General features: G+C 63.3%; 21 protein-coding genes. 10 read left to right on the top strand and 11 right to left on the bottom strand.

Annotated features, from left to right (window positions below):
* The first annotated feature begins 22 nt into the window (after positions 1-22).
* Together LGM56_RS13475 and LGM56_RS13470 are read left to right on the top strand one after the other, a co-directional pair.
* Positions 23-1267, top strand: a complete 1245-nt coding sequence (locus LGM56_RS13475; protein ID WP_226205049.1) for a saccharopine dehydrogenase family protein — start codon at positions 23-25, stop codon at positions 1265-1267.
* Between the two features lie 129 nt (positions 1268-1396).
* On the top strand, positions 1397-1888 hold the full coding sequence (locus LGM56_RS13470; RefSeq protein WP_226205046.1) for a MerR family transcriptional regulator: 492 nt from the start codon (positions 1397-1399) through the stop codon (positions 1886-1888).
* A 23-nt stretch (positions 1889-1911) separates the two neighbouring features.
* On the opposite strand, the gene LGM56_RS13465 is transcribed toward LGM56_RS13470, so the two are convergent.
* Together LGM56_RS13465 and LGM56_RS13460 are read right to left on the bottom strand one after the other, a co-directional pair.
* Positions 1912-2595, bottom strand: a complete 684-nt coding sequence (locus LGM56_RS13465; protein WP_175238977.1) for a type 1 glutamine amidotransferase domain-containing protein — start codon at positions 2593-2595, stop codon at positions 1912-1914.
* A gap of 131 nt (positions 2596-2726) precedes the next feature.
* A complete protein-coding gene (locus tag LGM56_RS13460) occupies positions 2727-3434 on the bottom strand; it encodes a TetR/AcrR family transcriptional regulator (RefSeq protein WP_226205044.1) in 708 nt (235 codons plus the stop codon).
* 45 nt (positions 3435-3479) lie between these two features.
* On the opposite strand from LGM56_RS13460, the gene LGM56_RS13455 reads away from it, so the two are divergent.
* Complete coding sequence (locus LGM56_RS13455; protein ID WP_226205043.1) at positions 3480-4955, top strand: coniferyl aldehyde dehydrogenase; 1476 nt, start codon at positions 3480-3482, stop codon at positions 4953-4955.
* 119 nt (positions 4956-5074) lie between these two features.
* Here LGM56_RS13455 and LGM56_RS13450 read toward each other — a convergent pair whose 3' ends face one another.
* The gene (locus LGM56_RS13450) at positions 5075-5953 is read right to left on the bottom strand and encodes a LysR substrate-binding domain-containing protein (RefSeq protein WP_226205042.1); all 879 of its coding nucleotides are present in this window, start codon (positions 5951-5953) and stop codon (positions 5075-5077) included.
* Positions 5954-6085: 132 nt separating this feature from the next.
* Between LGM56_RS13450 and LGM56_RS13445 the strand changes: the two genes are divergently transcribed.
* Positions 6086-6718 carry an FMN-dependent NADH-azoreductase gene (locus LGM56_RS13445; RefSeq protein WP_226205041.1) on the top strand — a complete coding sequence of 211 codons (633 nt, stop codon included), beginning with the start codon at positions 6086-6088 and terminating at the stop codon, positions 6716-6718.
* Positions 6719-6803: 85 nt separating this feature from the next.
* On the opposite strand, the gene LGM56_RS13440 is transcribed toward LGM56_RS13445, so the two are convergent.
* Positions 6804-7421, bottom strand: a complete 618-nt coding sequence (locus LGM56_RS13440) for a LysE family translocator (RefSeq protein ID WP_226205040.1) — start codon at positions 7419-7421, stop codon at positions 6804-6806.
* A 67-nt stretch (positions 7422-7488) separates the two neighbouring features.
* Here LGM56_RS13440 and LGM56_RS13435 point away from each other — a divergent pair, with 67 nt between their 5' ends.
* Positions 7489-8412: a LysR family transcriptional regulator gene (locus tag LGM56_RS13435; protein ID WP_226205039.1), complete on the top strand. Its 924-nt coding sequence runs from the start codon at positions 7489-7491 to the stop codon at positions 8410-8412.
* Between the two features lie 125 nt (positions 8413-8537).
* Here LGM56_RS13435 and LGM56_RS13430 read toward each other — a convergent pair whose 3' ends face one another.
* The gene (locus LGM56_RS13430; RefSeq protein ID WP_319000756.1) at positions 8538-9482 is read right to left on the bottom strand and encodes a LysR family transcriptional regulator; all 945 of its coding nucleotides are present in this window, start codon (positions 9480-9482) and stop codon (positions 8538-8540) included.
* Between the two features lie 24 nt (positions 9483-9506).
* On the opposite strand from LGM56_RS13430, the gene LGM56_RS13425 reads away from it, so the two are divergent.
* The gene (locus LGM56_RS13425; protein WP_226205038.1) at positions 9507-10913 is read left to right on the top strand and encodes an MFS transporter; all 1407 of its coding nucleotides are present in this window, start codon (positions 9507-9509) and stop codon (positions 10911-10913) included.
* Here the strand turns inward: LGM56_RS13425 and LGM56_RS13420 are convergent.
* The gene (locus LGM56_RS13420; protein ID WP_226205037.1) at positions 10907-11515 is read right to left on the bottom strand and encodes a short chain dehydrogenase; all 609 of its coding nucleotides are present in this window, start codon (positions 11513-11515) and stop codon (positions 10907-10909) included. The genes LGM56_RS13425 and LGM56_RS13420 overlap by 7 nt on opposite strands.
* A gap of 106 nt (positions 11516-11621) precedes the next feature.
* On the opposite strand from LGM56_RS13420, the gene LGM56_RS13415 reads away from it, so the two are divergent.
* On the top strand, positions 11622-12515 hold the full coding sequence (locus LGM56_RS13415) for a LysR family transcriptional regulator (protein ID WP_226205035.1): 894 nt from the start codon (positions 11622-11624) through the stop codon (positions 12513-12515).
* Between the two features lie 444 nt (positions 12516-12959).
* Here LGM56_RS13415 and LGM56_RS13410 read toward each other — a convergent pair whose 3' ends face one another.
* The 3 genes from LGM56_RS13410 to LGM56_RS13400 all read right to left on the bottom strand — a co-directional run bounded on the left by LGM56_RS13410 (position 12960) and on the right by LGM56_RS13400 (position 16060).
* Complete coding sequence (locus LGM56_RS13410; RefSeq protein ID WP_226205034.1) at positions 12960-13886, bottom strand: HNH endonuclease; 927 nt, start codon at positions 13884-13886, stop codon at positions 12960-12962.
* 53 nt (positions 13887-13939) lie between these two features.
* Positions 13940-14824, bottom strand: a complete 885-nt coding sequence (locus tag LGM56_RS13405; RefSeq protein WP_226205032.1) for a DUF4365 domain-containing protein — start codon at positions 14822-14824, stop codon at positions 13940-13942.
* A gap of 699 nt (positions 14825-15523) precedes the next feature.
* Entirely contained in the window at positions 15524-16060 is a 537-nt protein-coding gene (locus LGM56_RS13400; RefSeq protein ID WP_226205030.1) for a hypothetical protein, read from the bottom strand.
* A 115-nt stretch (positions 16061-16175) separates the two neighbouring features.
* On the opposite strand from LGM56_RS13400, the gene LGM56_RS13395 reads away from it, so the two are divergent.
* Positions 16176-17342 (top strand): porin, encoded by a 1167-nt coding sequence (locus LGM56_RS13395; RefSeq protein WP_089498855.1) that lies wholly within the window; start codon positions 16176-16178, stop codon positions 17340-17342.
* A gap of 269 nt (positions 17343-17611) precedes the next feature.
* Here the strand turns inward: LGM56_RS13395 and LGM56_RS13390 are convergent, their stop codons facing one another.
* Positions 17612-18151: a cytochrome b gene (locus LGM56_RS13390; protein ID WP_226205028.1), complete on the bottom strand. Its 540-nt coding sequence runs from the start codon at positions 18149-18151 to the stop codon at positions 17612-17614.
* Between the two features lie 355 nt (positions 18152-18506).
* Positions 18507-19427: a LysR family transcriptional regulator gene (locus LGM56_RS13385; protein ID WP_226205026.1), complete on the bottom strand. Its 921-nt coding sequence runs from the start codon at positions 19425-19427 to the stop codon at positions 18507-18509.
* A 104-nt stretch (positions 19428-19531) separates the two neighbouring features.
* On the opposite strand from LGM56_RS13385, the gene LGM56_RS13380 reads away from it, so the two are divergent.
* Both LGM56_RS13380 and LGM56_RS13375 read left to right on the top strand, forming a co-directional pair.
* A complete protein-coding gene (locus LGM56_RS13380; RefSeq protein WP_226205294.1) occupies positions 19532-20482 on the top strand; it encodes a ketopantoate reductase family protein in 951 nt (316 codons plus the stop codon).
* Positions 20479-20871: a VOC family protein gene (locus LGM56_RS13375; protein ID WP_226205024.1), complete on the top strand. Its 393-nt coding sequence runs from the start codon at positions 20479-20481 to the stop codon at positions 20869-20871. Before LGM56_RS13380 ends, LGM56_RS13375 begins: the two co-directional genes overlap by 4 nt.

Raw genomic sequence — 20871 nt, 5'->3', positions numbered from 1 at the left:
GCCCGCGCCGAAGGAATCGCCCATGACCCGTCCGACCCACGATCTCGTCGTATTTGGCGCCTCCAGTTTCGTCGGGCAGATCCTCGCCCGCTACCTGTCCGAGTACCTGTCAGGCAGCGGCGAAACGCTGCGCTGGGCCATCGCCGGCCGTTCCGAAGCGAAGCTCAGGCGGGTCAGGGATACGCTGGGCGCGGCGGGGCAGTCGGTGCCGATCATCGTCGCCGACGCGGCCGACGAAGCGCAGCTTCGCGCGCTCTGCGCGCAGACGCGGGTGGTCGTGTCCACCGTCGGCCCCTATGCGCTTTACGGGGAGCCGCTGGTCAGGGTCTGCGCGGAAACCGGCACCGACTACTGCGACCTCACCGGCGAGACGCAATGGATCAAGCGGATGATCGACAGGTACGAGCCCGCGGCCCGGCAATCCGGCGCGCGCATCGTCCATTGCTGCGGTTTCGATTCGGTGCCGTCGGACATGGGCGTGTTCTTCCTGCAGCAGCAGGCGCGGCAGCAGTGGGGCGTGCCGGCCGCGCAGGTGAAGATGCGGGTGAAAACGCTGAAGGGCGGCGCGTCGGGCGGCACGGTGGCGAGCGTGATCAACGTCCTCCGGGAAGCGGCGGCCGATCCCGCGTTGCGCAGGGAACTGCTCGATCCGTATTCGCTGTGCCCGAAGGGGCATGGCTTCACGGCCCGCCAGCATGCGGTGCGATCCGCCGCATTCGATCGCGACTTCGACGCGTGGATCGCCCCGTTCGTGATGGCGGCGATCAACGAGCGTGTCGTGCATCGCTCCAATGCGCTCGCCGGCAACGCGTACGGCAGCCGCTTCACGTATGACGAAGCGGTGATGACGGGTACGGGCCTCAAGGGCCGCCTGACCGCGGTGACGATGGTGGCCGGTCTCGGCGCGTTCATGGTGGGTGTCGTCATCAAGCCGGTGCGCGGCCTGATGGAGCGCTTCCTGCTGCCGAAACCCGGCGAGGGGCCGAGCGCCGCGGCGCAACTGGCCGGCCGCTACGATCTGCGCTTCTTCGGCCGTACCGACGACGGGAAGACCCTGCGCGTGAAAGTCACCGGCGACCGCGATCCGGGCTACGGCTCCACTGGCAAGATGCTCGGCCAGGCCGCGATCAGTCTCGCGCTGGATTGCGTTGGCGACGGCGTCAAGACCGGCCGCGGCGGCGGTTTCTGGACGCCCGCGACGATCTTCGACGCGCGCTATATCGAGCGTCTGGTTCACCACGCGGGCCTGCGTTTCGAAGTGATTTGAGCGCGCGCCGTTCGCTCGCCATTCGACAGGAAGCCGATAAAGATCGGATTGCGAAACAACATCGGGAGACAACGGACAGTCACGACGGGACAGATGGCCGGATGCGATCCGGCCGGGGAGTATCGGAACATGAAGATCGGGGAACTGGCGGAACGCACCGGCCTGACCCCTTCGCGCATCCGCTTTTACGAACGCATCGGTCTGTTGACGCTCGTCGAGCGCGAAGCGAACGGCTATCGCACCTATCCGCAGGAAGCGGTGACGGCGCTCGACCTGATCACGGCCGCGCAGAAGGCGGATTTCAGTCTCGACGAGATTCGCACGCTGATGCCGGCCGACCTCGCGCAGTGGCCCTGCGCTTCGTTACTGGATGCGCTGTGCGGCAAGGTGCGGGACATCGAGGCGCTGGAGGCGCGGCTCGCGCAAAGCAAGGCGCAGATCGTGTCGCTGATCGCCGACATCGCCGCGAAACCGGAGTCGGTCGATTGTGCAACCCATGCGAAGCAATTGCTGTCGCGCGTCCCGCCGGGGCATGCGGCGGAGGGCAGTGACGGCGAGGCTGCGACTGCCGCCGCCGATCGCGATGATGCGGTCGTGCGCCGCCGGTCGCCCCGCGCCTAGCGGCGTCGCACCGGCGCATCCCATCACAGCAACGCGACGACCTGTTCCGCGGTCGCTTTCGCCGATTGCGGATTCTGGCCGGTCACGAGCCGGCCGTCGACGACGACGTACGACGTGAACGGCAGCAGCGCCTTCTCGTAGCGCGCGCCACGCTGCTGCATCTGCTCCTCGACGTTGTAGGGCACCTTCTTCGCGACGCCTGCCAGGATTTCCTCGACCCACGAATAGCCGGTGATCCGGCGGCCGGCCACCAGCAGCGAGCCGTCCGACAGCGTCGTGTTCAGCAATCCGCAGTAGCCGTGACAGACCGACGACACGACACCGCCGCGCTCGTAGATCTCGCGCGTGAGCCGCTGCAGCCCCGCGTCGTCCGGGTAGTCCCACATCACCGCATGGCCGCCGGTGAAGTAGATCGCATCGAAATCGGCCGGATCGATCTCGTCGGGGCGCGCGGTGGTGGCGAGCAGCGCTTCATTGGCCTTGTCGGCGCGCCACGCTTTCGCGGCGGCGTCGGCGTGCGGCCATTTGAGCGAGCGCGGCTCCAGCGGCGACACGCCGCCCTTGGGGCTCACCAGCCGCTGCTCATAGCCTTTCGCCGCGAAGATGTGATGGGCATGGGTCAGCTCGGACAGCCACAGGCCGGTCGGTTGCGACGGATCGGCGTAGTGTGCGACATTGCTGACCACGTGAAGGATGCGCTTGCTCATGATGCGGTTCCCTTTCATCGGCCACGGGCGGACGTCGTCGACGCGCCGCCGGATTGTCGGATGGCAGTACCCATACTCATGGCCTCGATACGCTGCCGACGCAAACCATAACCTTTAAGCGAAGTTGAAGGTCAAGGCCTTTTCGCCTTCGCTGACCGCGCGGGGCGGGCGGGCAGCGCGAGACCGTCCAGCAAGGTGGTCAGCGCATCTTCGATCGCGTGATCGCCGACCTTCTCGCGCACCAGCCGCCCGTCGATCGCCAGCATCGTCAGGCCATGCAGATGCGCCCAGCAGGCGGTCGCCTGGCCGAGCGCCGGGCGCGGGCGGATCGTGCCGGCGCGCTGGCCGTGTTCCAGGATCTCGACGACCAGCAGGAACGGCGCCTGCACGCGCGGATCGAGATGGATGTCCGAGGGCTCGCCGGCATCCGCGGCAAACATCAGTCGATAGAGATCCGGGTTGCGCTGCCCGAACGCGAGATGGGCGTAAGCGAGCGCGCGCAGCACGTCCGGTGCATCCGCCGCGGGATCGACGGACGCGGCGAGCTCTGCGTTCAGCCGATCGAAGCCGATCAGCGCGAGCTCGTGCAGCAACGCGGCCTTGTCCGGGAAATGCCGGTACGGCGCCGAATGGCTGACGTTCGCGCGCCGCGCGATTTCGCGCAGCGTGAACTGCCAGCCCTGTTGCTCCTGCAGCGTGTCGAGCGCCGTGTCGATGATCGCGCGCCGCAGATCCCCGTGGTGATAAGCCTTTTGCCCGGCGTCCGCAGCCTCATCCGACGACATCGCGTTGCTCCTATGTTGACAGGGAACACATTGTGAGCCTATGATCCGCCGCATGCAAGTTGACAGTGTCTACATCGACGCAACCTCGTGAGGTGCACCATGGCCGTTTCGGCAGAATCCAGCTCGAGTTTCGACCCGGCGGCGTTGCTGGCCCGCCAGCGCAACGCGTTCGTCAGCGAGGGGCCGCCGAGCGTGCAGCAGCGCAAGGCGCGGCTCGCGCGGCTGCGTGCGGTGGTGCTCGCGTATCGCAGCGAAGTGGAGGAGGCGGTCAGCGCCGATTTCGGGCATCGCTCGCGACACGAGACCGCGATCATGGAACTGGTCGGCGTGATCCAGGCGATCGACTACCTGACGCGCAACCTGCGTCGCTTCATGAAGCCGCAGCGCCGGCACGTCGGGATCTTTTACCGGGCCGGGCAGGCGCACGTCGAATACCAGCCGCTGGGTGTCATCGGCGTGATGGCGCCGTGGAATTACCCGTTCGCGCTCACGTTCATTCCGCTGGCCACCGCGCTGGCCGCCGGCAACCGCGCGATGCTCAAGCCGTCGGAACTGACGCCGCGCACCAGCGAGGTGATGCGCCGGATGCTCGCGGAAACTTTCCCGAGCGAGGAAGTCGCGGTCGTGCTCGGCGGTCCGGAAGTCGGCGCCGCCTTCAGCGGCTTGCCGTTCGATCATCTGCTGTTCACCGGCAGCACGCAGGTGGGCCGCAAGGTCATGAAGGCGGCCAGCGACAACCTGGTGCCGGTGACGCTCGAGCTCGGCGGCAAGAGCCCGGCGATCGTCGCGAGAGGGCACGTCGACGGCCGGACGATGTCCAGCATCGTGTTCGGCAAGCTGTCGAACGGCGGGCAGACCTGCGTCGCGCCCGACTATGCGCTGGTGCATGAAGACGACCTCGACGCGTTCGTCGCGCAATACGATGCGGCCGTCGCGCGCTTCTATCCGGGCGGGCCGACCAGCCCCGACTACACGTCGATCGTCAGCGACCGGCATTTCGATCGCCTGAAGCGCCTCGTCGACGAAGCGCGCAGCAAGGGCGCGCGCGTGATCGAGGCGGGCGTGAATCCGCAGCAGGCGGCCACCCGCAAGCGCACGCTCGCGCCCACGCTGATCGTCGGCGCCGGCGACGATACGACCGTCATGCAGGAAGAAATCTTCGGGCCGATCCTGCCGGTGCGCACGTATCGCACGATCGACGAAGTCGTCGACTACGTGAATGCGCGTCCGCGGCCGCTTGCGCTGTATTACTTCGGCGCGCGAGACAGCGACTGCGAGTCGTTGCTCAAGCGCACCACGTCGGGCAATGTCGGCATCAACAACACGCTCCTGCATGTCGCGCAGGAAGACTTGCCGTTCGGCGGCGTCGGTCCGAGCGGGATGGGCGCGTATCACGGCATCGAGGGATTCCGCGCGATGAGCCATGCGAAGGGCGTGTTCGTGCTGGGGCGCTGGAACCTGCCGAGCCTGCTGCGTGCGCCGTTCGGCAAGCTCGCGGATCTGTCGCTGGCGGCGCTGCTCGGGCGCAGCCGGGAACCGGCGGGCGCGCGGGCGGGATTGAGCGCGAAGCGCTGAGGCCGGCGACGCACCGCGACCGGCGCGCGGCCGCTTCGCACACAGCGCGCCGTTGTGGTCGAACGTGCATGGGTCGGTAAGTGCCTGTGATCGAACCTCGGCCGTGACCGAGCTGCCCGCTAGGGCCGGTTGCGCGCGCCGGCCCCGTTGCGAATGGCGGTTTCATCGACAAGCGTCGCGGCGAATTCGACGGCGGCCGGCATTCCCGCGTCATGCATCATCACGAATTCCATGTCCGGCAGCGCCGGCAAGCCTTCTGGCACGCCCAGCTCGCGGAGCGTGTCGTCGATCGCGCTGCGCGGCACCGGCGCGATCGCGATGCCGGCGCGCGCGAACGTGCGGATGCCCGTGACGCTCGGGCTTTCGCATGCGATGAAATAGGGCATGCCGGCCAGCGCGAGCGCCTTGATGGCCGCGCCCCGGTACGGGCACGGATCGGGGAAGCACGCGAGCGGCACATCGCCTTCCGGCAGCGGCTCGTGGCGCGCGAACGCCCAGACGAGCGGCTCGCGCCACAACGTCGCGCCCTGGCCCGTGTGCGCGCACCGGCTGCCGATCACGAGATCGAATTCGCGGTTGGCGTGCCGTTGAAACAGGCTGTCGCCGATGTCGACCGTCAGATTCAGCCGCAAGCCGCGCCGCGCGGCGCCATGACGGCGCATCACGTCGGGCAGCCAGCCTCCCGCCACATCCTCCGATGCGCCGATGCGCAGCGTGACATCGACTGCGTTGCCGCTGCCCAGTTTCGTCCGCGCTTCCTCGCTCAGGTTGAGCATCGCGCGCGCGTAGCCGAGCAGCATCCGGCCATGCTCGGTGAGCGTCACGCTGCGCGTATTGCGGGCGAGCAGCGCCCGGCCGACCTGTTCCTCGAGGCGAGCGATCTGCGCGCTGACCGCGGACTGGCTGAGATGCAGCCTGCGACCTGCGCCGGTAAAGCTCCGCACGTCGGCGATGGCGACGAACGTATGAAGCAGTGAGGTGTCGAGCGGCGGGTTCATTGATCACCAATTCGGGTTAATTCGATCAATTCATATCGTTTCCGGATTATAGGTCGATCCGATAGGCTGCGAAGGGCAGTGGGCGATCGCGCATCCCGCGCGTCGCCGTCACTTTCGGCAAGGACCGGTTTCATGACACGCGTGCTCTATATCGAAGGCTCACCCAACAAGGACTATTCGGCGTCCATCGACGTGTGCAATGCCTTTCTCGATGCGTACCGCCACACGCATCCCGATCACGAGATACAGACGCTCGACATCTGGAATCTGGCGATACCCGAATTCGACGAAGCCGCGCTGGCCGCGAAATATGCGGGACTGAGCGGCAACGCGTTGACGCCGGCTCAGGCGGCGGCATGGCAACGGATCGAGCAGCTCGCGGCGCCGTTCCACGAGGCGGACAAGCTCCTGTTCGGCGTGCCGCTGTGGAATTTCAGTATTCCGTACAAACTCAAGCACCTGATCGATGCGATCTCGCAGAAGGATGTGCTGTTCACGTTCGACGGCACAGGTTTCGCCGGCAAGCTGGCCGGGAAAAAGGCGGCGGTGGTCTACGCGCGTGGGCTCGGTTATCAGTCGCCGGGCTCATTTACGCCGGCGGCCGAATTCGATCTTCAGCGCCCGTACATGGAGACCTGGCTCAAGTTCGTGGGCGTGAAGGACGTCACCGGGATCGTCGTCGAGCGCACCTTGTCCGGTCCAGACGGCGCGGTCGATCGCAGTCGTGCGATCGACGAAGCCCGCACGATCGCGCGGACGTTCTAAAGCGACCGAGTGGCGCATCCGGCGCGCAGGCGCGCCCGCGAAGCGCGCCGGTCGGTTGCATCGGCGCGTGGCGCGCCGTGTCGAGTCAGCGCCCGCCGCGCGCGATGGCGAGCGCGACGCCGAAGCCCACGAGCAGGCAGCCGAAGGTGCGGTCGATCCAGTGCCGCAGCGCCAGCAGGCGATCGCGGACGGCCGTCGCGGAGAAGCACAGGGCCACCAGGCTGAACCAGCCGGCATGCGCGACGGCGATGAACGCGCCGTAGCCGATCTGCACGATCAACGGCGTGTCGGGCCGCACGGCCTGCATGAACAGGCTGACGATGAACACCGTGGTCTTGGGGTTCAGCGCATTGGTCAGGAAGCCGGTGCGCAGCGCGGCCAGGTCGGACAACGGTGCGGCCGGTGCATCCGCCTGCCCGTTGCCGGCCTTCGTCTTGAGCATCTTCACGCCGAGGTAGACCAGGTAGATCGCGCCGACCAGCTTGACCGCATTGAAGAGCCACAGCGACTGGCGGATCAGCAGGCCGACGCCCAGCAGCGTGTAGCTCACGTGAACCGTCACGCCGAGCCCGATACCCAGCGCGGTGAGCACGCCCGAGCGGCGCGACAGCATCAGGCTGTTGCGCGTGACCATCGCGAAGTCCGGCCCCGGGCTGATCACGGCCAGCAGCGTGATGGTGACTACAACTATCAGTTCGGTCATCGTCTTGTCCTTGCGATTGATGGCTTGATGGCGCAATCTTATGGGTCATGTTCCATCGGGAAAAGCGATGATTTCTGACCAGAATGGTGAGATTGACTCACAGCCCGTTTGCACGAACCTGCCATCGCTGATGGCGCTGCGTTGCTTCGAGGCGGCGGCGCGTCATGAGAATTTCAGTCGTGCGGCCGACGAGCTGTGCCTGACCCATGGCGCGGTCAGCCGCGCGGTGCGATTGCTCGAGGACGACCTGGGCGTCGCGCTGTTCCAGCGGCGCAGCCGTCGCGTGTTCCTGACCGATGCGGGCCGCAAGCTGGCGCAGGCCGTCCATGACGGGCTGGGGCTGATGCGTCACGCCGCGCAGGAATTGCGTACCGAGGCCGCCCGGGCGCGGCGCTGGGTGCTGTCGTGCGAACCGACGCTCCTGATGCGCTGGCTGATTCCGCGCTGGCCGGATTTTCAGGCGCGGCATGCGGGCGTCGACATTCACCTGGCTGCCGCAGGCGGTCCGTTCTCATTCGACAGCGGCATCGACATGGCGATTCGACGCAATGACTTTGCGTGGCCGGTGGGTTATCACGCGGAGCGGCTGTTCGCGGAGAAGGTGGGGCCGGTCTGCCGGCCGGATAAGGTCGATGCATGGTTTTCCGCGCGTCGTGGCAGTCGATCGTTGAAGGCGGATGTTCCGCGACTGCACACGCGGACACGGCCGGACGCGTGGAAGGAATGGGCGGTGGCGGCGAACCAGCCGGCCGCGGGCGGGCGCGGGCAGACGTTCGACCATTTCTATTTCAGTCTGCAGGCGGCGGTTGCGGGGCTCGGTGTCGCGATCGGCCCGTGGCACCTCGTTCGCGATGACATCGAAAGCGGTGTGCTCGTCGCGCCGATGGGGTTCGTCGAGGATGGTTCGGATTACTGCTTGTTGACGCCGGAACCGGTGGCGGCGGGGAGTGCGCAGGCGGAGGTGCTGGGGTGGTTGAGGGCGGTGGTTTGATGGCGCGTGTGTGTGCAGATAGGGTTGACGCCGCGCGCCCGCAGGAAGGGGCGTGGTGAGGCTCGGCGCAGGCATCGCGATCGATCCCATCGCCCGGTATCGCACGCCACGGCGATACGCAGTCGCTACTGCCTCGAATCCGGCGCGAAGGTCCTGCCCGTCACGTCAGCGATGAAGTCGATCGCCGCGCGAATCGACGGCGAATGCCGGAGATCGGCATGCACGACCAGCCAGATGTCGCGGGCGTACGGTTCCCCGTCGAACGGCAAGCGCTGCAACCCCGGATCGTCATCGCCCATGAACACGGGCAGGCCCGCTACGCCGATGCCCGTGCGGGCCGCGACCTGCTGCGTCGTGATATCGCTGACTTCGCACGCGATGCGGCGACCTCGAGCGATCGACTCGAGCCACTTCTGATGCGGCATTTCCGCGAATTGCGCGTCGTAGCAGATGAACGCCCAATCGTCAGGCGTCGACGCGTGCGCGTAGTCGCGACTCGCATAGAGCCCGAAAGCCATCTCGCCCAGCTTGCGCGTCACGTTTTGCGGCTCCTCGGGGCGGAACAGGCGCACGGCGATATCCGCTTCACGACGGGCGAGCGATACGCTTTGCGCCTGGCTGGCCATCGACAGCCGAATGCCCGGATGCATTTGCGCGAACGCATACAGATGATTCGCGTAGAAATTGTTGGCGAGCACGGGCGGCACGCTGATCGTCACGGTGCCGTGCATCGGCAGGTGTTCCGTGAGCGCGAGGCGCTCGATTGCAAACGCGTGCTCCTCCATTTTCCCGGCGAATTCGAGGATCTGCCGGCCGGCGGCAGTCGGCCGGCACGCGCGCGGCAACCTGTCGATCACGCGCATCTTCAATTCCGATTCGAGTGCGGCCAGGCGACGGCTGACTGTCGCGTGGTCGACGTTCAATCGCCGGGCGGCCGCGGAAAGACTCCCCGCTTGAGCGACGGCAACGAAGTAACGCAGGTTTTCCCAGTCGAACATCGGTGCATTTTCTCCAGGCTGCTGTGCTGTTTTGCGGAATATTCGCACAGAAGGCGATCCTCTACGCTTCAATCCTCCGAATGCGAAGGATTGCCGATGCAGACCTCATCCACCCCTCATCCGCGGCTGGTTCAAACCGCGGCGTGCCTCGGTTATGCGGTCGTCCTGATCGACGTCAGCGTCGTCAACGTTGCGCTCGATGCGTTGCGAACGTCCTTTGGCGCCGCCCTCACCGACCTGCAATGGGTCGTCAACGCGTATGCGCTCGTGTTCGCGGCGACCCTGCTGATGGCGGGCGCGCTCGGCGACCGGCTGGGGGCAAAGCGCGTGTTCATTGCCGGTTACGCGATCTTCGCGCTGTCGTCGATCGGGTGCGGCACCGCGCATGCCATCGGCGCGTTGATCGCCTGGCGTCTCGTTCAGGGGATCGGCGCCGCGCTGCTGGTGCCGAACTCGCTGGCCGTGCTGCGTCTCGCCTTCGACGACGCGGCAGCGCGTAGCCGCGCGATCGGCTGGTGGGGCGCCGGCGGCGGCATCGCGCTGGCTGCGGGGCCGCTGGCCGGCGGGTTGCTCATCGCCGCAGTCGGCTGGCGTAGCATTTTCCTGGTCAACGTGCCGGTCGGCATCGCCGGTATCTGGATGACGTGGCGGTTCGCGCCCGACACGCAAGCGCAGGGCGGCAGGCGTCTCGATCTTCCCGCGCAACTGACCGGTGCGTTTGCGCTGGCGGCGCTCACGTTCGCGTCGACCGAGATCAGTGCGCTGGGATGGCGCAGTCCGGTCATCGTGAGTGCGTTCGCGTTGTGCGTTGCATTGGGCATCGCGTTCGTCCGGCTGGAAGCGCGCAATCCGCACGCGATGCTGCCGGCCGGGTTGTGGCAGGACCGGATCGTCCGCAGCTCGATCGTGATCGGCGCGATCGCGAACCTGGTGTTCTACGGCATCGTCTTTACGTTGAGCCTGCTGTTTCAGTCGGTCTGGCATATGACGCCCGTGCGCGCGGGTGTCGCGTTTCTGCCGATGATGGGAGTGCTGATGGTCATGAGCATCGTCGCCGGACGACTGACCGGCAGGCTGGGCGCGCGCACGCTGGCGACGGCCGGGTTGTCGATTTCAGCGTTCGGTTATCTGGCGATGTGGCCGGCGATCGCCGCGCAATCCAACGGGTTGCTCGCGATACCGATGCTGCTGGCAGGCAGCGGCATCGCGTTGACGATACCGACCATCACGGACGCGGCGCTCGCGGCGGTGAGCGGCGCGCAGTCGGGTGTGGCGTCGGGGTTGTTGAATACGGCGCGACAGGTGGGCGGCGTGATGGGCGTCGCGTTGTTTGGTTTCTTCGTTCGTGAGGCAGGGGGTGTGGCGTTCGTCCATGGGATGGAGCGGGCGTTGATCGTTTCGGTTCTGCTGCTGGGGGTGGGGGCGGTGATGGCTTGGCGGAATCTGGGGCGGGTGGGAGAGCGCGGGATTCGGGCTCGCGGGGCGAGCCCTCAACGTCAGTGACCTACCCGATAAACGCGGCCGCTATGCACGCCTTCCACGCTGCGTCGATAGGCCATTGCCACACGTGACGCCGGCACACTCTCGCAGCCGGGGAAAAACGGACCGAACCGGTCCACGGATTCGGTCAGCATGGTCGGGCTCACGGCGTTGATCCGGATGCCCCGTGGAAAATCGCACGCGGCAGCACGCACGAATCCTTCAATCCCGGCATTCGAGGTTGCGGCGTTGGCGCCTTGCGCGATCGGGTCATCGACCGCGATGCCCGAGGTCAGTGTGATCGACCCGTGATCGGACAGATAGTGCTGACCCACCAGCGCGACACGCACCTGACTCAGTAGCTTGTCCTGCAATCCCTTGTGGAACTCGGCCGCCGTCATTTTTTCGATCGGCGCCAGGATGACATTGCCCGCGGCAACGATGATCGCGTCGATTGGCCCGATCGTCCCGAACAGCGCACTCACGCTCTCGTCGCGGGTGATGTCGACCTGGTGGTCGCCGGAGGTGCGACCTACGCGAATGACGTCGTGTGTTTCGTCACGCGCCAGCTCATCCGCCACGGCACGACCGACGTCCCCGCCGGCGCCGATTACAACGATCTTCATGGAACGATTCCTTTTCGATTTCGGGTTGGAGCAGTCATTGTTCAGCGAACCAATATTGGGATAAATGTGCTCTAATTTCCGACACGCCTAATCACCAGTTCGGAATATGGACAAGCTGCGTTCAATGGAAACCTTCGTTGCCGTCGTGGAAGGCGGCAACTTCACCGAGGCGGCGCAGCGGCTTGGCATTTCGGCGGTCATGGTGGGCAAGTATGTGCGTGAACTTGAAGAGCGCCTCGGGGCGCGCATGCTGGAGCGCACCACGCGACGGCAGAGCCTGACGGATGCGGGGCGCGTGTTCTACGAAGATGCCAAGCGTGCGCTCGAACAAGTGCGGATCGCCGAGACGTCGGTCGAACGGTTGCGCGAGTCGCCGTCAGGCACGTTGCGTATCAGTGCGCCGATTACCTTTGGCGCGTGTGTCGTCGCGCCGTTGGCGGCGACGTTCCAGCAGATGTACCCGCTTGTGCGCATCGAACTGGCGTTGAGCAATCGTGTCGTCGACCTGATTGACGAGGGGTTCGATCTGGCCATTCGTATTGGTGAGCTGGGCGATGTCGATCTCATCGCGAAGCCGCTGGCCCTATACCGGATGGTGATCTGCGCTTCGCCGGGCTATCTCGCGCGGCATGGTCGTCCGGAGACGCCGCAGGACCTGGGCGCGCATCACTGTCTGTCTCATTCGGTGTGGAATGGTCGTAGCGGGTGGAAACTCGGTGGGTGGGATGGGCCGCAGGTTTTGACGGATCCGGTTTTCACGTGCGACGACGGGAACGGACTGCGCATGGCAGCCATCGCGGGCGCGGGGTTGTTGTTGCAGCCCGAAGTGCTGGTCGCGCACGATCTGGCGAGTGGGGCGCTGGTGCCGGTGTTGCAAGCGTACGTGCCCGAGCCGCACACGATTCATATCGTGTATCGGCAGGACCGGCGGCCGCTGCCGAAGCTGACTCGATTTGTCGAGTATTTGCTTGAGCAGGTGGGGGGAAGGGAGGGGGCTTAGGGGACTGTAGATGACCCGGAGCCACCGGTCGCTTTCATACAACTTTGATGTACGTTTGCGACCCTTCTCAGCCGTTCAACGCTCGGTCGTTGATTCGTCTCTTGCTATAAAGCCAGCACTTTCGCAACGCTTCGCGGGTCAGCTATCGCGCACCGATGCATGTCACGGTCCTGCGCGCCAGACAAGCGGGCCGACGACGTTTGTGCGGTCGGGCCGCGCTTTCGAATTTTGTCCAACGTTCCCGCCATTCCATAGAGCTCGCTTGTTCAACGAAAGACTGGCCGAGGTCGCGCGCGTGGCAGCGTCGAGCTCTTGCCGTGTTAACCGTGACCCGATCTTTCAACGATGCAATGCGCAACGTGACTATTGATAGGATCCACAGGCTTTAACGGTCATCCGAGCAAAGATGTCGTTGTCGAGTCCGTGAACGTTTGACAACCGGCGCTATGTCGTCGATCGTTTCACGTATTCAATGCGCTTGCGCTCAAGGGTGTCGAATTTCGTGTTATGCCGACGTAAAAAAGCGGCACGTTCGTCACACGGAGTCTCCAAGAGGTTGTTCAGAGGACCGAGCTTTGCGCAATCATGGTCTGTAAGTAAAATCGACTTGCGAAGGTTGCCGTTTGGTTCAAAGGTGATGAGATGTCGATCAAAAAGCGCGTCTATGTTGGCGGACAAAAGCAGACCATTTTTAGCATTGACCTTTTCGTCATCGTCGGAATCTCGCCACCGCACGATATGCGAGGCGCGTAACGCTGGGGCTAGCGAGAGTTGCGTCACCGCGCAGGCGTTACGAAACTCCCTCAGCAGGTCCGCTCGATACTTACCTTGCCCGAGTCGGGCATCTATCTCGACTCTTTTGTGCTTGTCGGATTTTTTTGTGTCCGTCAGAATCTCATGCAAATCGCTTTCGAGATTAATATCATCTGCGTCATCGACCTGCGGGAGTAGTTCATGGTCGATCGATCGTGCCCAGGCCTGCATAAGCTTTAGCGCCGTGCCGATGTCTCGCACGAGAAGGTAAGACTTGTTTTCTCCCCGATCGACCCTGAGAAAGAGCGTCGCCGGATCGACGCCGTGCTCTTTTGCGAACGTATGGGTATCAAAGTCTTTTGGAGCATGAGCAACGGAAATACGAGACGCGTCGGGGAAACGATAGAGAATTGCGGTTGGTTTCCGAGCCCCCCACCAATTCGACCTCATCTGTCCAACGTAGATGCCGCGGTAAGTGACGCACAGGGTTCTCGATTTCGACTCGACCGGACTCCTTGGCGTGGACGCAATCCAGAAGCCGTTAGCCTCGAGCACGTCGAAGACGCGTCGGGCGAAGTCGTTCGGTGCGGCACCTGTGTAGATGGTCAGATCCGGCATGGGTATATGTGGTTGGGTATCAATGTCGGTGAGTGCACGACGGTAGATTGAAGTTAATAGTAAACGATGCCCGCATTTTTTGTCGTAAAAGCATGAGTTACATCTTCGTTCATAAAAGAAATCTTGATGGTGTCCATTAAGTCAAGGGATTCCATAATTCCGGTCTGTTGAGATGCCGTCACTTCTCCCGACAATAAAATATCGTCGAATATTTCGTACAAGTTTACGAGCTTTTTGGCATCTTCTTTTCCGCTGAATTCAGACCCGATTATGAAGGGGGCGAGAGAGGTCAGCTTCTTCGCGGCTTCAGAGCAAAAAGCAGATAGGGAAATTTTCCCATTTTCGATGACCTGTTTGCCGTATAGGGAAAGTTCAAATTCGATTCTTAGGAATTCTATCGCCATTCTCTGGCGTCGCTGGTCAAGAACAATATTCTTGAATTTTTCACAATTCCCAACAAGATCGTTGTCTGCTGGAATCGTAATCTCGACGCTCTCTTGATAACGCCAATTGGGCGACGTTAGCGGTAAGGCAGTTGTTGAGAATTTTTGCAGCCACGCGAACCTCGTTAATTTATCGGTCAACGAGGTGCGGAATAAGAAAAACGGAGCCGAAAAAAGCTCGGCATAAAGTAGCGTCTTCACCGGTAGAGAAAAGCTTTCTTCATTTTCGAACGACTCTTCGGTACCTTTTATTTGAATGAACGTCACCAGTCCTGTCGGTAGATCGCTGTCAAAATATTCTAGTTGCAGATCAATTCCATAATCTCGCTCGTCAAGGCTTCGAATAAGCCAGTTTTCGTCAAGTTGACTCATCACCAGGCGAACTGCCCGTGTGTCCACTTTGTGCGTCGGTCCCCGGACTGGCAATTGAGTCAAAGTGGGTTGAGTGGGTTTCTTTACGTTATTTGCGCTCTTCGTTGGATTGGGTTTGGTCATCGTCGGTGCGCGGTATCAAAAAAATATCTCTGAGTTGATTTTATGCCTTCAAAGATTTGCAGAAAAACTGGCGGCCGTCAATAAACCACTTGAAATCACACGCGCACCCGCTCCGCGGAACGTTGCTGTGTGATCGCATCGGTCAACGCATGCTCACATTGCGCTCTCGCGCGCGGGAGCCACGACATATGGCGGAGCACTTGCGAACTCGTAAACAATTCGCAAAATCGATCGAGGTCGGACGGCGCGCGCTTGCAGAGCCGAATGGGGCATGAATTCATTGAGGTACTGGAAGCAGCCAAGCGCTTGTCTCGATAGGCCGCCTCCGGCGGGCCCACTCCACTTGTCTCGTTAACGACACGTTCGGAGAAGCCTGCATCCGACCGCTCGACTCCTCATGAGTCAGACGAAGCCTCGGCATTCGCACGCACGTCGAGCGAGCGGGGCGCATCTCGAGTGGTAACGGATGGGGCTCCCCGCGATGCCAACCAGCATACCGGCCTCTCGCGCCACTTTAGATGCGGCTCAACGTCAGGGTTGAAATCGGCTGCAGCTACCACGAGGCGCTCCCGTTCGATACCCGATTTTTTGCCTGATCGTGTATCAATCGGAGTAGCGGCGCGTATCTCGCTAGCGCCTTGACTTGGTGCCGGTTTCTATTAGGGAAATCCCGGTAAAGCTAAGGGTTATCAAACGCGATTAACTTATATCAAACAAATTTTGACGACGATTTATGTTCCTGATATGGTTTTTCGCACCTGCAAAGCGCGTCCCGGTTGCGTTGGCGCTCGGCGAAAAGTTCGCGTGCTTCGCCAGCGGCTGAACCGGACGCTCGATCAGCCTGCGACGGCGGTCGGCATTCCCAACCCGCTTGTTGTCGCGGGTGGAGCGTGGCCCGGTTTCGTCTTCGCCGACCTCGCTCGTGGGGATGGCGCGAGTGTGGCACGTGACGATGCAGCGTTTCTTCGAATTGCCATCGAAGAAACCTTCGGTTCCGCGCGGTGATCCGCTCGAGTTTTTCGGCTTCGCGGATTCGGCACGTCTGTTCGTCCGGATGGCGAATTCGATAGCAGCTGGAGCGGCAACGGAAGCAAGGCAGCGGCTTTCGTCCAGGCGGGACGCCGCGATGGTTCCAATCGAGGGCATGCCGGACAGGTCGAGATGCGAGGCGCCTTCCTGCATGAAATTTTGAGGATAACGAAATGATCGAGTCGAATATGCCGATCTGGAGAACATGAAGCCGGCTGTTGCAACCTGAGACGACGCGCGGGCCGTGCGCCGTCATCTGCATTCGAATACAACAAAACCCGTTTCAAACAATCCCGCAACCACTCCTGACAGTGAAATACAGATGAACAACAAGAAAATCAAGGTCAGCGTTATCGCTGTTGCCGCCTTCGCAGCGTCGTCGGCAGCAATGGCGCAGTCGTCGATCACCCTGTACGGCATGCTCGATGCAGGTATCGGCTACACGTCGAACATCAATGGCCACAAGCGGTTCGGCCTCGATGGTGGTGCCGCAGGTTCGAACAAGTGGGGCCTCAGGGGGACGGAAGATCTCGGTGGCGGCCTCAAGGCGATCTTCAAGATCGAAAACGGCTTCAACATTGGTACGGGCGGCATAGGCGGCCAGGGGCCCATCGGCTCCACGCGTTCGTTGTTCAACCGCCAGGCCTACGTGGGCCTCTCTTCCGATCAGTACGGTACCGTGCGGTTGGGGCGCCAGCTCGACGCCGTGACGGAAATGGTTCAGGTCCTGACGGGCGACGCCATTTCGGCGTCGACGTTCTCGACCCCGGGCGACGTGGACAACAACGACAACACGACGAACCAGAACAGCGCCGTGAAGTACATTTCACCGCTTTACCACGGCTTCCAGGCTGAAGGCGCGTACTCGTTCGGCGGCGTGGCCGGTTCGACGGGTTCGGGTCAGTCGTGGTCGGTGGCCGCGAACTACGCTCAGGGTGGTCTGACGGTCGCCGGCGGCTACTTCCGTGCTGTCAACCAGGGTGCGAACGGGTGGACGAACGCCACGGCGCAACCCAGTTTCGGCGGTGCGCTGGGCTATCCGAGTTCGGGTTACAACGGCGGCAATGCATTCAAGAGCGCGGGCATCGCGCAAGTCGCGACTCAGTACCAGATTGGTCCTTACACGGCGGGCTTGCGCTACTCGAACGCCCAGTACCAGGGCAACGCCGGCCAACCGTCGATCCACTTCAACGTGCTGGGTGCCCTTCTGCAGTACCAGGTCAACCCGGCGCTGTCGCTGGCGACCGGATACACGTATGTGTACGGTTCTGCGGCCACGCCTGCGCTGGCTGCCGAAGGCCGCACGATGGCGTCGATCAACCAGGTGTCGCTGGGTGCGACGTACTCGCTGTCGAAGAGCACCGCGCTGTATGCGATGGGCGGGTACGTTCATGCCAAGGGCGCTCAGGCTTCCGTTGCGGACTTTGGCAACACCGCATCGGGCGGCAACCAGGTTCAAGTCAACATCGGTATGTACCACGGCTTCTGATCGTCGGCGTGGAAGTCCGGAGTAGTGGCTGCACTACTCCGGCAAAGCAGCATTCCTTTGGCAGCGCCCCCCCTCGAGCGGGTGTCGGGAGCTGAAAATTCCCCTTATCGGTCGTTCGTTCTGCAGACAGTGACGAAGTCGCTGCATGGCGGGACGATGATCCCGCATCCGCATCCGCATCCGCATTGCGTTCAGCGGTGAAAGGCGGTTGCTGGCGTTTCCAATGATCGAGGACCCGCTTCCGGCGGACATCAACCGCCAGGTTGCGCTCAGATTCCCATCCGCTCCGCGACACCGTCCCGATCGACGAACTTGTGTTTCAGCCCGGCCGCGACGTGCATGACCAGCAGCAAGCCCAGCGTCAGCACCAGCGCGCGATGCAGCGAATCGGTCAGGAGTCGCAGCGGTTCGTCGCGGCCAACCAGCACCGGCAATTCCGTGATGCCGAAGAAACTGACCGGATGGGCGCCAGCGAGGCGGTGCACGTAGCCGGTCAGCGGCACGAGACACAGCAGCAGGTACAGCACGCCGTGCAGTGCACCGGCGATCCGGGCCTGCCATGCCGGAACACTGGCCGGCAGCGGCGGCGGCGTATGTGTCGCGCGCCACGCGAGGCGCGGCACGGTCAGCATGAAGATCAGGCTGCCGATCGATGCGTGATAGAACAGGATGCCGTTGAACTGAGACGAGTTGTGCGGAAAGGTATCCATGTAGATCCCGATCATCAGGTTCAACAGGATCAAGATGGCGATCGACCAGTGCATGGCGATCGCGAAGCGTGTGTAGGCGGCGTGGTTGGGGTGTGACATTGCGGTCTCTCCGTTTCGGTTGGGCGTCGTGCACCGGCTCGTTCGGCGTGGTGAGCGGCCTGACGCCCCGATATACCGGAGCCGGGATGGTTTTATTCCCGCGGTGCGGATCGATTGCGATGCTTTTCGTGTGGAAGGCAATCGAAATGTCTTGAAAGGTATCGGGTGTCCTTGGCGGCATTGCACCGGCCGCAATACCCGAAACGCATGAGGGGCGGTTTGTTTCGGCGCGACCATCACCGATGTTCGACGGCCATGCCAACGGTCGCTTTCCGTCACGGCGCCCATCCTGCCGCGAGCGTGCGAGCGATCGTTGCGATGGATCCGCCGACATCGATGCCGAAACGGTAAATCGTCAGCCTGTAACGTCCGCTCCAGACATGCCGAACAGCCGCGCGACGACCGAACGCAGCCAGCGATTGCCGGCCTCCTGGTGGTAGCGCGCGTGCCAGTGTTGCCGAACGGCAAAGCCCTCGACGGGAATGGGGCAGGGATGTACCGAAAGATCGCTGGCCTGGGCCAGCGTCTCGCCGATATGGCGCGGCAAGGTCGTGATCAGATCGGTGGTCTGCACAATGGCGCCGAGCCCCAGAAAACCGGGCAATTCAAGCACCACCTGCCGTTCAATGCGTTCCCGCACGAGCGCCTGCTCGAGCAGCGCCGTGCCCGTTCCCCCCGTGATCGCCACATGGCCTTCGGTGCGATAGGCCTTGACGCCGAGCCGCTTGTGAATACGCGGATGATGGCGATTCGCCAGGCACACCCAATCCTGCTCGTATAGCTGTTGCTGATAGATGCCGCCGCTCAGCCACGGCACGTATCCGATCGCAAGATCGGCCTCGCCCGATTCGAGCGCGCGTTCCGTGTGGCCGTCGATCCGCGCGGCTTCCAGGCGCACGCGAGGCGCTTGCGCGCGGACATAGGCGAGCAGACGCGGCAGCAGCGTCACGTGACTCGCATCGGTCATGCAGATGCGAAAACGTCTCTGCGCGGTCGCCGGATCGAAGGCGATTTCCCAGGCCGAGAAGCGCCGCAACGATTCGAGAATCTCCCGACATGGGCCGATCAGCGCATCCGCTTGCGGTGTGGGCGCCATGCCGCCGGGCGTCCGGATAAAAAGGGGATCGTGCAAATGCTCGCGCAACCGCGCGAGCCAGATGCTGACGGTCGGCTGGCTCTGACCGAGTTGCTCGGCCACGCGCGTGACGCTGCGCATGTCGTAGAGCAGGTCGAACAACTGCAGCAGCTTGAGGTCGGGCAGATCGGTCGGGATCATCGCAGGTCAACGATATTGCGTATGGCAATGATGTCATTGTATCCATTGTATTGCGACATGATGCGGCGGCTCCTATCGTGACGTCACACGTTAAGGAGACGCACTTGAAAATTGCCATTCTGGGTGCCGGCGCGCTGGGCTGCGCGATTGGCGCGACGCTCACCGAAGGCGGCCACGAGACCTGGCTGATCGACCGCTCGCCCGAGCATGTCGATGCGATGCGGGCCCACGGCCTGCGCGTCGATGACGCAAGCGGCACGCGCCAGGTGCAAGTCCGCGCGACCACCCGGCCGGACGAAGCAGGGGTGGCCGAGGTCGTGATCGTGCTCGTCAAATCGTTCCACACCGATGCGGCGATTCGCGGCGCGCAAGCGCTGGTGGGACCGGAAACACAGGTGCTGTCACTGCAAAACGGCCTTGGTCACGAAGACATTCTTGCCGACGCCGTGGGCCGCGAACGCGTGCTCGCGGGCAAGACCTATGTGGGGGGCGTACTGCGCGGCATCGGGCATATCGAGTCGGGCGTCGTGGGCAAGCACACCATCATCGGCGAACTGGACGGACGCGTGACGGATCGCGTTCGACGTATTGCCGACGCATTCAGCCACGCGGGCCTCGACACGCAGGTCAGCGACAACATCGTCGGCACCATGTGGGACAAGCTGCTCGTGAACGTCGCGACGGGCGCGCTGACCGGCATCACGTCGCTGACTTACGGCCAGCTTTATGACGAGCCGCTGCTCAAGGCCACTTCGCTGGCGGCCGTCGCGGAAGCAATCGCGGCCGCGAAGGCGGCAGGCGTCACCCTGTCGATGACCGATCCGGAGCAGGCGTGGTCGCTTGCCGCCGAGGGCTTGCCCGCTGCGTTCAAGACGTCGATGCTGCAAAGCCTCGAAAAAGGGTCCACGACCGAAATCGACTTCATCAACGGCTCAGTCGTGCGCTGGGGCGCGCGTTACGGTGTGCCGACGCCGGTCAACGCCACGCTGGTTGCGTGCATCAAGGGCATCGAGCGCGCGATGGTCGACCGCCGGAAAGCGGAGGCGCAAGCATGAGCCAACCGAAAGCCTATCTCGAACACGTCGCCATCTTCGTGCGCGACATCCACTGGCACATCCGTTTTTTCGAGGACGTGTTCGGCATGACGATGCGCGAGGTCGACGGCACGACCGAAGCGCCGCGCCAGTACTGGACGCTCGGCGGCATGCAGTTCATTCACCAGCCGGATTTTTCGGGCCCCGAAGGAAGGCTTGGCCATCTCGGCATCATGTGCGAGGACGTCGAAGCGTCGCTCGCCGCCGCCCGCCGCCACGACGTGCAGCCCATGCCGCAAGGTGCGAACTGGCTGCGTTTGCCCGATGGTCTCGCCATCGAATTCATTCAGGCGAAACCCGCGCGCTGCGTGGAGCAGGCGCTCGCCGTCGATCCGCGCGCGGAGGCATGA

The organism is Burkholderia sp. AU38729, assembly GCF_020419725.1.
Lineage (GTDB): Bacteria > Pseudomonadota > Gammaproteobacteria > Burkholderiales > Burkholderiaceae > Burkholderia.
This window is presented reverse-complemented; position numbering and strand designations above follow the sequence as displayed.

Bases quoted from the DNA above. Each gene is read 5' to 3' on its own strand.
- LGM56_RS13395 (WP_089498855.1), top strand. From the start codon at position 16,176: ATGAACAACAAGAAAATCAAGGTCAGCGTTATCGCTGTTGCCGCCTTC.
- LGM56_RS13465 (WP_175238977.1), bottom strand. From the start codon at position 2,595: ATGAGCAAGCGCATCCTTCACGTGGTCAGCAATGTCGCACACTACGCC.
- LGM56_RS13420 (WP_226205037.1), bottom strand. From the start codon at position 11,515: ATGAAGATCGTTGTAATCGGCGCCGGCGGGGACGTCGGTCGTGCCGTG.
- LGM56_RS13385 (WP_226205026.1), bottom strand. From the start codon at position 19,427: ATGATCCCGACCGATCTGCCCGACCTCAAGCTGCTGCAGTTGTTCGAC.
- LGM56_RS13405 (WP_226205032.1), bottom strand. From the start codon at position 14,824: ATGACCAAACCCAATCCAACGAAGAGCGCAAATAACGTAAAGAAACCC.
- LGM56_RS13455 (WP_226205043.1), top strand. From the start codon at position 3,480: ATGGCCGTTTCGGCAGAATCCAGCTCGAGTTTCGACCCGGCGGCGTTG.
- LGM56_RS13390 (WP_226205028.1), bottom strand. From the start codon at position 18,151: ATGTCACACCCCAACCACGCCGCCTACACACGCTTCGCGATCGCCATG.
- LGM56_RS13425 (WP_226205038.1), top strand. From the start codon at position 9,507: ATGCAGACCTCATCCACCCCTCATCCGCGGCTGGTTCAAACCGCGGCG.
- LGM56_RS13470 (WP_226205046.1), top strand. From the start codon at position 1,397: ATGAAGATCGGGGAACTGGCGGAACGCACCGGCCTGACCCCTTCGCGC.
- LGM56_RS13400 (WP_226205030.1), bottom strand. From the start codon at position 16,060: ATGTTCTCCAGATCGGCATATTCGACTCGATCATTTCGTTATCCTCAA.
- LGM56_RS13440 (WP_226205040.1), bottom strand. From the start codon at position 7,421: ATGACCGAACTGATAGTTGTAGTCACCATCACGCTGCTGGCCGTGATC.
- LGM56_RS13375 (WP_226205024.1), top strand. From the start codon at position 20,479: ATGAGCCAACCGAAAGCCTATCTCGAACACGTCGCCATCTTCGTGCGC.
- LGM56_RS13460 (WP_226205044.1), bottom strand. From the start codon at position 3,434: ATGCGGCGGATCATAGGCTCACAATGTGTTCCCTGTCAACATAGGAGC.
- LGM56_RS13450 (WP_226205042.1), bottom strand. From the start codon at position 5,953: ATGAACCCGCCGCTCGACACCTCACTGCTTCATACGTTCGTCGCCATC.
- LGM56_RS13435 (WP_226205039.1), top strand. From the start codon at position 7,489: ATGATTTCTGACCAGAATGGTGAGATTGACTCACAGCCCGTTTGCACG.
- LGM56_RS13415 (WP_226205035.1), top strand. From the start codon at position 11,622: ATGGACAAGCTGCGTTCAATGGAAACCTTCGTTGCCGTCGTGGAAGGC.
- LGM56_RS13445 (WP_226205041.1), top strand. From the start codon at position 6,086: ATGACACGCGTGCTCTATATCGAAGGCTCACCCAACAAGGACTATTCG.
- LGM56_RS13475 (WP_226205049.1), top strand. From the start codon at position 23: ATGACCCGTCCGACCCACGATCTCGTCGTATTTGGCGCCTCCAGTTTC.
- LGM56_RS13410 (WP_226205034.1), bottom strand. From the start codon at position 13,886: ATGCCGGATCTGACCATCTACACAGGTGCCGCACCGAACGACTTCGCC.